Consider the following 10,001-nt stretch of genomic DNA (forward strand, 5'->3'; position numbering starts at 1 on the left):
AAGGCCGAATTTGAAGTCTTTTCTGAACGAAACCCCCTACTATCTGTGGTCAAGGTTCAGTTTTTAGCTTGGTTATCGCTTTTTCCATTTTAGCTTAAAGCCGTCCTCAAAGGACGGGGTTTTAACCCAAATTTTCGATAATCTTCGAGAGATTTCTCAATCTTCCGACTCATCCTTTCGTCCTGCCCAGAGTGCAACCAGAATAAACCAATGGATCCTATAAGAACGAGCATTCCATATGTTGCAGATTCTGATCCAGTTCTTTCGATACTAGGTAAAGAATTAAAATAGTCATGGTATTTACCATATAATCCTAAAGTACGATCCTCAAGAAAATTAAAATACTCTGACCCTGAATGGACATAAAAATCTGATTCTTTGTTTATTAGAGAAAAAGTAATAAAGCACCCCAAGAATGAAGCCGCTACCAGAATAATTAAAATAGTTCGCTTTATTTTGAGAGAACAAGTCTCCCACTTCTGGTATGCATTAACTACATCTATTAAACTTCTGAATTTTGAATCTTTTTCGTAGAGTTCTCCCACTCTAGGATAAACTTCTTTGTGACACAGTCCATATCTTAAATTAAGATTCCGAATAATCCGATATACATGAATAACAGGTGTTTGACCGTTGATTTTTGATACGGTTGTAAGAAATGTATTGAAGTTACCTTGGCTTTGTAAGTTGCCTGTCCCAATAGTCCCCTGCATTCCTCCCATACTGGAATTCTCAGAATTTTGCTCTAGTTTTGGCTCATTATTAGGGTTAGACATGACTTCATACTCAAAGTTTAGTTATAGTAAGGATCTAGCAAAAACCAAAGAAACCTTTAGCTAAACCTAACCAGCCCAGCAGTTTCCGAAATATAGGTTCAACTTTACCTAACAAGTTTGTCCCAGATTCAACCGCTTTACCAGCATCCTCAAAAACTTCGGCAACTCGTTTTAAGTTGCCCCCAACTAATTGTTTGTCAGTTTCTTCCTCTTCTACTTCATGAATGACTGATTCAAGACGGCTTTCTGCTTTCTTCTTAAAGCTTTCTGGCATTAATGAATCCCTAACAATTTCTTTAAGCTGATCAAGTAACTCACGAACCTCCTCCTTAGATAAACCTTGTGGCTGAGATGTTTGAGAATGCATAACCTGCTGGGTATTGTCTCCAATCGATGCTTGCATTCCACCAGACATACTGCCAGTATTTGATTGAGAAATTCCACCACTTTGGCTTGACATCAGAAGTCCTCTCTAAGATTTCTAGCTAACGGTTGCATTGAGCGGCTGCCAGTAAACTTGGCAATGCACCAGGCATTTGCGTCAGTCCGCTCCAATGCGATGGTTAGACCGCGCGCGCCACCAGACGAAATGTAACTATCTTCAGCAGGCTCTGTAGGCTCTGTTCTTCTACTTGGTAGTCTTATTTAGGAGTTAACCCCTGCAATCTCTGCCAAGGCATTGGCGTATTCTTGTAAATCTTCTCGCAATTTGTTTAGTTCCTTTCGCAAAGCTGGTTCTTCAGACCAAGCTTTTTCATGGGTGCTGGCACTTACTCCAGCCGCTTTAGTCACTTCCCATTCTTGTAGCATCGGATGCCACTTTGATAAAAACGGGCGTAGACCATTGTTTAATACTGCAATGGAAATACCGCCTACTGACTCTCGTGACGCTCCCACATCCGGACCGGCTTTTCTAAGAATTTCACGAGTTGAACCAAACAAGGTATAGAGAGAGTTTAGAGCCTCACGCATCAACCCTTCTTGTGTAGCCAAAGGCTGTACCGCAATGCGAGTAACCAGTTCAATATAGAGTTCCCAAGCTGCCTTCCTCTCAGTCTGGTCTGATTCCCATGAGGCGGAACCAATTCCAAAGGGGAGGCTAACAGTAACCTGCTTAAGTACGGCTGGATCTTTCTTAGGCATTTTCAAAAAGGTTTAAAACCTCATAGTTTTTTAGTTCGGTCAATTCAATTATCGCTCAAGCTTGTAATTAAAGCCTTACCCTCTATTTAGAAGATTCACGAAGAAACCGAATAAATGTTGAGAAATTATCCTGATTTGTGAAGTCGGCACGTAACTTGTCAGAGAGTAACAAGGGTATTCCATCACTGTTATTTGAACCATCGAGACTTAGCGGAATGACCCTTCTAGATGTATTTCCACTAAATTCTCTATAAAGAATAGCACCATACTCTGCTCGACACCAGTTAGAATTCATCAATTTTTCACTTAGACAGACAACAACAAACTTACTTTTTTGTAATCCTTCCTCAATCTTGTCTACTATACGATCACCAAAGACGATTTGCTCATGGTCAACCCAATATGAAATATTGGCCTTTTTAAAAGCCTCAATCACTTTTAATACTGTTTCCTTATCAGCGCTGGAATGTGAAAGAAATACACAAATTGGATGTGTTGGTTGCTCGCTCTCCTCATCTTCCTCCGGTAAAATTGGCTTCATTTTAATCTCCTCAATCTGAATTTTTTGTACTGTAACAGATGAACTGTAGAAGCGAACTACACCACAACTACCAGGAAATGGGAGTTCTGGTATAAGATAAGACATAGCATAAGTTTTGGTTTCCGTAACTACTTCTCCAATCATCTCACCGGAAAAGAACTGTAGAGAAACATGAAACTGACGATTGGGAATTGAAATGGAATGCTTTAAACCCACTAGCGATACAATCTTTCCATACTTGAATGCTGCAAGGCGAACGCTGTATAAATCGGGAGAAGTATCATCAGTTACGACGTAAAATGCAACAAATGATCGCATTTCATTTGCGCGACAAATTACTCCTGCACCATTAATAGGTCGATCTTCAGCAATACGGATGTATGCTGATACTCGTCCGTTCAGGAACGAACCAACATCTACATTGATTGCATAGGCACTTTGATAGGCACCTTCTCCTTCGCCATATCCGCTTAGGATTTTACCGATTGGAGACCATGATTTTTTATTAGGAAAAGTGTGCCAGTTGCTCATTTATCTTCTCGCGGATTTCCAAAAGCTCTTCTTGCAAATCTGGGAAACTATTTGCGAGACTATCTGCAAAAGATAAAGCTTCCCCAAGCACGTTTCTAGCAGCCCAATCGTCTATATCTCCTCTACTGTCCCATCCTTTTTTCCTCATTTCTCTGCCCTTAGACAGCTTACGGTACAACATGATTAGCCTATTTGCTTGATCTCCTCGTCCTAACCCTTGAGCAAGTTCAATCAACTGAGTGACCGTAGTGAGTGCCTCATTTTCTTCTATTTCCCTACGAAGCTGGGCAAGTTCCATTTCCTGTCGTTGACGACGTTGAATTTCAGCTTCATCCCCCCAAGACATTGCTGTAGCTCCAGCAAGTTTAGCTTCTAGTTCTTTCATTAGATTGGATTGACTTTGTAGCATTTGAAGCATTGTGGTTACATTTCCAGTATCCATTTGATTAGCCATCTCTTCATCAGAGGTGGCTGCCAGGTACTTTGTTACAACCATTTCTACACGAGGATTTTCAGGGCTTTGAACGTACTCTTGCATGGAGCCAAGAGTTAAACTAGTTTCGGTTGTTTGAACCACGTCTGTGCCATCTAACAAAGTCGCGCTAATGCTGAACTCGTTGCCATCAACTTTAGACGGATCTACCCGAAGTCTTAATGCAAAACAAAATTGGTCATTTGCCTTGATTGGTCGAATACGATAACGATCAGAGGTTTTTTGAAGACTGTTCAACTCTCGTGTAATCGAGACACCGGAAGGAAGGTTTACCTCTACTCTGGGACGTTCTAACAATACCGAAAGTGCCCCACTGAATTCTTCCTTGATAATATCTTCTATCCCAACTTCACCAATAAACCAAAAACGACCACCAGATTCATTTGCAAGAGTGGCAAGAATATCCTCTTGGAAATCAGTTCCTATTCCGATTGTAGATGTAGTAATTCCCATCTCATTTCTCGCTCGGCTTGATTCTTCGCCGAGGGTGCTTGGCTTTTGTTCGCCAGCATTGGCTTGACCGTCGGACAACAGGATAAGTCGATTAATATGCTTGTCGGTTGTATAAGTTTGCAACTCCAGAAGACCTAAGTACCAGCCTTTCGACAGATTAGTTTGCCCTCCTGAATTAAGAGCCATTATGCGCTCCTTAATTAAATTTGGAGGAGTTTGAGGATTTACGACAGTTAGAACATCGTCATCGAATGCGAGTACGGTCAGTCGATCACTTGAGTTGAGACTTTCGTATATATCTAAACAGCTTTTCTTGGCTTGCTCTAGCTTTTCACCTGCCATACTCCCACTGCGATCTATCACAATACAGAGATTGATCGCATAGTTGGTCGTTTGCGATCCAATAGTCTTGGTTGAATGAAGATCGATTGCTATATCAATATCAGAAATTTGGTCATTGCGAACAACAGGACGCTCAGCGATAACCTCAAGATTTAGCTGATCGGTTGACATCGTTTCCTCCAGTTTTTAGTTTTTTGACTACTGCTGATAAAAGCGCCAATTATAAATCGATAATTTTCCACTTCCGTAAACTCTCTAAAGGCTTTCTTGCTCAGGATTTAAGCGGTCTAACTATATAATATACGGAAACTTTCCTTATACTACGCTAAATACGCACTTTTTCAAGAATCTTTCCGTATATTACTCTCAAGTGGAGTGATCGCAAGAAGTTTTCCGTATAATATTACAATAAGCGTGTTATGCCGATTAGCGTACTCTGTTATGAACCCTCCCCTACCCCGAAAACTCCTAGACGTAGTGAGAGAGACGATCCGCCTTAGGCATTACTCCTACCGCACCAGCAATTCTCATTTTAAGGTTTCATGACATTAAAACCCTTGCACCTAGAGGGGTTAAAATTCTTTAACGAATCTCTAGGTCGCTGAAACAAGGCAAAATCGTTTCAAAATGAGAATTGCTGGGTTGCCAATTTCTTTTTTCTTTTGACTGATTACTGATAACTGATCAAGTCCCCCCACTCCCCTGAAGACAAAAAGGGTACGAAACTCGCACCCCACCGGATTTATCTTCATTTAACTTACTTTTTCTTTTTGCCTTTAGCGGGCGGATTATCCTGCGCTGCCGGTTCCGGGGCTTTTTCCTCCACTTGCGGGGCTGCTGCTACGGGTTCCGGGGCTTTTTGTCCCATTTGGGCGGCTACTTCAGCGGCGAAATCCGTTTCTTCTTTCTCGATCCCTTCACCTAGTACAAAGCGTTGGAAACGACGCACCTGAATATTTTCTCCTAAAGCAGCGATCGCTTGTTTGAGCAATTCGTCAATACTGATGTTCTGATCGCGGATAAAGGGTTGATCGAGCAGAGAAAGTTCTTTCAATCGTTTTTCAATGCGGCCGGCCACGATTTTTTCTTTGATATTATCGGGTTTATTGGCTAAATCGTCCCGTCCCATCTCAATTTCTTTTTCTTTGGCGGAGATTTCGGCGGGAATATCGGCCACTTTTACATATTCGACGTTAGGACAAGCGGCAATCTGCATCGCCACGTCATTAACCAATTTTTTGAACTCCTCGCGACGGGCCACAAAATCGGTTTCACAGTTCACTTCCACTAAAACACCGATGCGGCTGCCGGTGTGGATGTAACTGCCGATCATCCCTTCTGCCGCTACCCGACTAGCTTTTTTCTCGGCGGAAGTAATCCCTTTTTGACGCAACCATTCGATCGCTTTGGTTATATCCCCCGCGTTTTCCGTCAGCGCCCTCTTGCAATCCATCATGCCGGCGCCGGTCTTTTCCCTAAGTTCTTTAACCTGTTGTGCTGTAATTTCCGCCATAAAATTCCTAACCTACTGCTTATAATTGATCATGCCACGAGAGGGGCAGGTTTTACTGATCGATAGGTCCGGAAAGTTTCCCCCCGAACCTAGCCGCGATCAATAGCTAATTTTCCCTAGTTATCGTCGTCTCCACTGGCAAATTCGGCGGCGTATTGGGAATAATCACCTTCTTCCTCGTACTCGGTTTCATTATCGTAGTCTTCCTCGTATTCTTCCACCGCTGCTTGACCACCGCGACGACCTTCGATGATCGCATCGCTAATTTTGCCTAAAATCAGTTTAACTGAGCGAATTGCGTCATCGTTGGCGGGAATCGGCACATCTACCAGGTCAGGATCGCAGTTAGTATCCAAGAGGGAGATGATGGGAATGCCCAATTTTTGGCATTCTTGGATAGCGTTGTATTCCCGACGCTGATCGACTACGACGACTAAATCCGGCAGCCGGCGCATGGTTTTAATGCCACCGAGGTATTTTTCCAGTTTGCCCAATTCCCGACGCAGTACCGATGCTTCTTTTTTCGGTCGTTTATCGAGGGCGCCGCTATTTTCTAATTCTTCTAATTCTTTGAGTCTTTCTACCCGGCCGCGAATGGTTTCCCAGTTGGTTAACATTCCCCCTAACCAGCGTTGGTTAACGAAGTGGCTACCGCTGCGTAAAGCTTCCTGTTTAATGATTGCTGCCGCTTGCCGTTTCGTACCGATGAATAAAAAGCGTTTACCGCTATCGGCTTCTCCTCGGACAAATTCGTAAGCTTCTTCGATTAATTGGGCAGTTTGCACCAAATCAATTATATGAACCCCATTCCGGGCAGTGTAGATGTACTGAGACATTTTCGGGTTCCAACGGCGCGTTTGATGGCCAAAGTGAACCCCAGACTCTAGCAATTCTGCAAGAGAGACAACGGGCATATTTTTCTCCTTTTCGGGTTTATCCTCCATCTAGGGCTGGATTTCTAGATTCCTAGAAACACCCGATCGCCTAGATGTGCGATTTTTGACAACTTTTCTAGTCTAACACGAAAGGGCGCGATTACATACCCGTAAATATTGGGTGCTGAGGGCTTCCTACTGCAATTCCTCAAGTTTTTTCAAAACCGCTTCTGCATGGGCTTTTACCTTGACATTTGACCAAATATAGGCAATATTTCCCCAAGGGTCGATCAGGAAAGTGGAGCGTCTAATCCCCATATATTCCTTGCCCATAAATTTTTTTAATCCCCAGACTTGATAAATTTCCGCCAGTTGATGCTCGGTATCGCTCAATAATTGAATAGTTAAATTGTGTTTTTCAATAAAACGACAGTGGGACTTTTCTGAATCGGGACTAACTCCCAGAATTACCGCATTTAATTGCTGAAATTGCGGCGACAAAGCGGTGAAATCGATCGCTTCTGCGGTGCAGCCCGGAGTGTTATCTTTGGGATAAAAATATAAGACCAACCACTGACCGGCAAAATCTGCTAATTTGGCAAATTCGGGGGCTTTTTGTCCAACTTCTAGGGTCATTTTTAAGAGTGTAAAGGCAAGAGTAAGAAAGGAGCGAGGGAGAGGGAAAGCAATAGCCAGACTTGATAGTTAAATCTGGGAAGTTCGGGTTTTTCTGACTCGACTAAAGCATCGATTCTCTCTAATAAACGATTATTTAAAGAATTATCATTGAGAGCGACACAGCAACTATCGGAGAAATTTATTTCCGCTACTTGATTAACTTTTTCTGCCACTAAAAGCAGGGATTCAGCTAATAGTAAATAATCCACTTGTCCGGAAGCGTACTTATCAGCGCGCAATTCCCGCAAGAAGACTAATTCTAACCATAAATTTTCGCTATTGGGCAGCCAAGAAGACATCGATCGCAACCAACCTAACCAGAAAAACCAGAAAGTGTCATGATATTCTTGGTGAGCTTGTTCGTGGGCTAAAACTGCTTGTAAATGTTCTTGATCTAAGAGATTTAATAATCCTTGCGTCACAATTAATTGCGACTTCCAGAAGCCAACTCTGGCACTGTAGGGAAAATCTATCGCTAAAACTCTCGCCTTCTGAGCGGTGATTTTTTTGAGGGGATAACTGCTAAAATCCCGATGGGTTTGCCAAGTTTGATAGGAGAGTTTTATCAAACAAAATATAGCAAAAACTAGCCAAATTATGGCACTAAAGTAACTAATTAAACTGGAGTTATAACCCAACATTTGCCCACGATAGCCCATACAAACCACCGATATAACTGTCATTAACAGCAGCAAAGGAGGAAAGAGAAAGAAAAATAGCGTTGTCTGCCAACGACGCTGATAGCTGGGCAGAAACCAACGTAAACTAACCGCGATAGTTAATGCTAGTAATAACATTAAACTGTGCATTAGCGTTCTCCCCGTTGTTGACGAAGGGTATCTAAACGAGACGCAATCGCTTTTAATTGTTCGACACTAGCAGTATCGAGACTATCGGCAAAAGAAGCCACCACATCCGCATTACCAATAGCCAAAAAACGATGTAATTGTTCGTAGGCTTTAATTGCCTGTGCTTGTTCCTTAGAAACCATCGGTTTCCAGTAGAAAATCCGACCCTGTTTATAACAACTTAACCAGCCTTTATTAGTTAAACGACGCAGTACCGTAGTCACAGAAGTATAGGCCAGATCTCGTTCTGGATCCGCTAAAATGCGATCGTGGACATCCTTAACGCTAACGGGTTCCAATTCCCAGACAATATTGAGAATTTCCGCTTCTAGGGGGCCCAAGGATAACTGTTTTGGTTGATAGGTCGGCAATTGAGCCATAGTCACACAGAAATGAAGATTACTTTCCTGATCATAGCGGCGGATATCGATCGCCTGATAAAATAGCAACGATCTTTTATCTTGTCTTTATGTCCACTGAAAATAATTTAACCACGATTACGGGCGCTGATGCCATTGATGTGGCGATCGCTAATGGCATTGATTTTGATGGTTCCCCCATTCCCCCAGCAAAATTGGAACTTTATCACCGGGTAATGGGTTTGGAAGCAGGACGACAAAGAAGCGGGGTTTCTAACACGATGAGATCGCGAATTGTCCGCATCGGGGCCAAACATATCCCCCAAGAGGAATTAAATCAGCTGTTGTTAGCCGCCGATTTTGCTCCTCTCAAGGAAAAAGAAATCGCTTTTTACCTATAATGTCGGCTTTTCATCTCTCGGTTTCACCTCGGAGATGAAAGGTTCCGCCAGCATAGAACGGCACTTCGACACATTTCGACAGGCTCAATGTAAAGGCTCAATGTAAAGGCTCAGTGACACGAGCACGACTAAAAATAACTCTAATCTATAGTTGCCAATTTAATTTTAGTATGCTAGGATAGTTTGCGATCGTTGGGTCGATAACGCAAAATGTTTGTTTTGGAGTACAAGCTTAGAGGAAAACCATCTCAATATCAAGCCATTGATGAGGCTATTCGGACAGTACAGTTTGTTCGGAATAAATGTCTTAGATATTGGGAAGACAATAAAGGTGTAGGACAAAAGGATGTATATAAATATGTCACTCAATTAAGAAGTGAATATCCTTTTGTTCAAGACCTTAACTCTACAGCTTGTCCACAGGCGTGGCGTAGGACTTGGACTGCTATTCTTAGGTTCTATAACAATTGCAAGAACCAAATCGCTGGTAAAAAAGGATATCCTAAATACTCTAAACGTACTCATTCTGTTGAGTTTAAAAAGTCAGGTTGGAAACTTAATCGAAATTCTAAGAGAATAACTTTCACTGATGGAAAAAACATTGGGGAGTTAAAACTAATTGGTAGTCGAGACTTGTTTTATTTTCAAGAATGGCAAATTCAACGGATAAGAATAGTTAAAAGGGCTGATGGATATTATTGCCAGTTAATGCTAAAACTCGATGCTAGAGATATAACCCCACAATCAGAATCGACGGGTCATTGCGTAGGATTAGACATGGGACTAAAATATCTTTATGCTGACAGTAACGGGAATACAGTAGAGCCTCCTAAGTATTATCGAAAAGCAGAGAAGCGTCTTAATAAACTGAATAGAAGAAAGTCTAAAAAGTTTAGAAAGAACAAAAAGCAGTCTAATAACTACAAAAAAGCTAGTCAAAAGTACGCGCTTGGGACATTTAAAAGTAAGTAGGCAACGAGAAGAGTTTGCTAAAAAATTGGCACTCCGTTTAATTCAGTCAAACGACTTGATAGCTTATGAAGATTTA

11 protein-coding genes and 1 pseudogene are annotated in these 10,001 nt (G+C 42.0%); 2 read left to right on the forward strand and 10 right to left on the reverse strand.

What is annotated here, in order from left to right; translation table 11 throughout:
- Positions 1-89 precede the first annotated feature (89 nt).
- From IM479_RS08840 to IM479_RS08885, 10 genes are all read right to left on the reverse strand, one after another.
- Entirely contained in the window at positions 90-776 is a 687-nt protein-coding gene (locus IM479_RS08840) for a hypothetical protein (RefSeq protein ID WP_287685022.1), read from the reverse strand.
- A 34-nt stretch (positions 777-810) separates the two neighbouring features.
- Positions 811-1,236: a hypothetical protein gene (locus IM479_RS08845; RefSeq protein ID WP_287685023.1), complete on the reverse strand. Its 426-nt coding sequence runs from the start codon at positions 1,234-1,236 to the stop codon at positions 811-813.
- Between the two features lie 185 nt (positions 1,237-1,421).
- Positions 1,422-1,919, reverse strand: a complete 498-nt coding sequence (locus IM479_RS08850; protein WP_287685024.1) for a hypothetical protein — start codon at positions 1,917-1,919, stop codon at positions 1,422-1,424.
- Between the two features lie 82 nt (positions 1,920-2,001).
- Positions 2,002-2,991: a toll/interleukin-1 receptor domain-containing protein gene (locus IM479_RS08855; protein ID WP_287685025.1), complete on the reverse strand. Its 990-nt coding sequence runs from the start codon at positions 2,989-2,991 to the stop codon at positions 2,002-2,004.
- Positions 2,966-4,450, reverse strand: a complete 1,485-nt coding sequence (locus IM479_RS08860; RefSeq protein WP_287685026.1) for a vWA domain-containing protein — start codon at positions 4,448-4,450, stop codon at positions 2,966-2,968. The genes IM479_RS08855 and IM479_RS08860 overlap by 26 nt, the downstream gene beginning before the upstream one ends.
- 586 nt (positions 4,451-5,036) lie before the next feature.
- A complete protein-coding gene (gene tsf / locus IM479_RS08865) occupies positions 5,037-5,792 on the reverse strand; it encodes a translation elongation factor Ts (protein WP_286825881.1) in 756 nt (251 codons plus the stop codon).
- 116 nt (positions 5,793-5,908) lie between these two features.
- Positions 5,909-6,706 (reverse strand): 30S ribosomal protein S2, encoded by a 798-nt coding sequence (gene rpsB, locus IM479_RS08870; RefSeq protein ID WP_043997933.1) that lies wholly within the window; start codon positions 6,704-6,706, stop codon positions 5,909-5,911.
- Positions 6,707-6,862: 156 nt separating this feature from the next.
- On the reverse strand, positions 6,863-7,303 hold the full coding sequence (locus tag IM479_RS08875) for a peroxiredoxin (RefSeq protein WP_287685027.1): 441 nt from the start codon (positions 7,301-7,303) through the stop codon (positions 6,863-6,865).
- Between the two features lie 2 nt (positions 7,304-7,305).
- Positions 7,306-8,154 carry a M56 family metallopeptidase gene (locus IM479_RS08880; RefSeq protein ID WP_287685028.1) on the reverse strand — a complete coding sequence of 283 codons (849 nt, stop codon included), beginning with the start codon at positions 8,152-8,154 and terminating at the stop codon, positions 7,306-7,308.
- Positions 8,154-8,642, reverse strand: a complete 489-nt coding sequence (locus IM479_RS08885) for a BlaI/MecI/CopY family transcriptional regulator (RefSeq protein ID WP_287674181.1) — start codon at positions 8,640-8,642, stop codon at positions 8,154-8,156. The genes IM479_RS08880 and IM479_RS08885 overlap by 1 nt, the downstream gene beginning before the upstream one ends.
- A gap of 20 nt (positions 8,643-8,662) precedes the next feature.
- Between IM479_RS08885 and IM479_RS08890 the strand changes: the two genes are divergently transcribed.
- Together IM479_RS08890 and IM479_RS08895 are read left to right on the forward strand one after the other, a co-directional pair.
- Complete coding sequence (locus tag IM479_RS08890) at positions 8,663-8,953, forward strand: small RNA NsiR4-regulated ssr1528 family protein (RefSeq protein WP_287685029.1); 291 nt, start codon at positions 8,663-8,665, stop codon at positions 8,951-8,953.
- Between the two features lie 210 nt (positions 8,954-9,163).
- Positions 9,164-10,001, forward strand: a pseudogene (locus IM479_RS08895) (RNA-guided endonuclease InsQ/TnpB family protein); the annotation flags it as partial.

The sequence above is a fragment of the Microcystis sp. M165S2 genome, from assembly GCF_020245885.1.
Lineage (GTDB): Bacteria > Cyanobacteriota > Cyanobacteriia > Cyanobacteriales > Microcystaceae > Microcystis.